Source organism: Candidatus Aquicultor secundus (assembly GCF_002791875.1).
Lineage (GTDB): Bacteria > Actinomycetota > Aquicultoria > Aquicultorales > Aquicultoraceae > Aquicultor_A > Aquicultor_A secundus.
The window spans coordinates 1-1063 of record NZ_PFNG01000239.1; the positions used below are offsets into that span (position 1 = coordinate 1).

General features: G+C 56.6%; 1 protein-coding gene. It reads right to left on the bottom strand.

The genetic code is table 11. The features are described 5' to 3' along the window. On the bottom strand, positions 1–1063 hold a 1063-nt coding region (locus COY37_RS10230; protein ID WP_286977477.1), incomplete at both ends, for an FAD-dependent oxidoreductase.

The following is a 1063-nucleotide window of genomic DNA, read 5'->3' on the forward strand; positions in this document are numbered from 1 at the left end:
GACAAGCTTTGTCTCAAGACTTGGCAGAAGCTGCTCCGGAGAGACATAGTCATACATAACCGCATAGCCCGGGCGCATGATCCGGGCGTGCTCGAGGCCGGGGGTACTCTGGATGATTTTTTCCTGGATGGCGACCGGCAGGCTTGTGGTAAGGCCCTGCAGGTACATCTCGTTCGTGTGCCACCCCTCGGGTTCGACAAAAACGGGGTGGTTAACCTTGTCGGGGAAGTTTATGATCTTACGATCGATTGACGGGCAGTTCCTCGGGCCGTGCCCGCTTACCGTTCCCGTTTTAATAGGCGACAGGTGTAGGTTGTCCTTAACTGCCTTGAATGTGCGCTCATCCGTATAGGTAAGATAACAGGGTATCTGTTCCTTAACCTTGCTCTCACCGGCAAATGAGAAGCTTAGGGGCTCGGCGTCGCCGGGCTGCGGCGACATTCTATCGATGTCGATTGTCCGCCGGTCGACGCGCGGCGGCGTTGCCGACTGGAACCGCCCGATTTCAAAACCGGCGTCTCGCAGGCTTTGGGTAAGCTCGTTCGCCGGCAGTTCGCCCATGCGGCCCGCGGAGCGCACGATATCCCCGATGACGATCTGCCCGCGTAAAAACGTGCCCGATGCTATAACCACCGTTTTAGCGTCGAACGCAAGGTTGTTGGTAAGGCGAACGCCATGCACCTCGCCTTTTCTTACGATAATGTGAGAGGCCGTGCCTTGAAGAATATGAAGGCCTTCCTGGGTCCAGAGAACCTGCTTCATCCGGTCCTCATAAAGCTTTTTATCCGTCTGGGCGCGCAGGGCCTGAACGGCCGGGCCTTTTTTCCTGTTGAGAACTTTAAGCTGTAGTGCGGCATGGTCGGTGTTTAAACCCATCTCCCCGCCAAGCGCATCTATCTCGCGGACAATCTGCCCCTTCCCGATGCCCCCGATGGCCGGGTTACATGGCATGAGCGCGATCTTGTCCAGACTAATCGTTAAAAGCAGCGTCCGTGCACCCATACGAGAAGCGGCAAGTGCCGCCTCACATCCTGCATGTCCCGCCCCTATTACTATCACATCA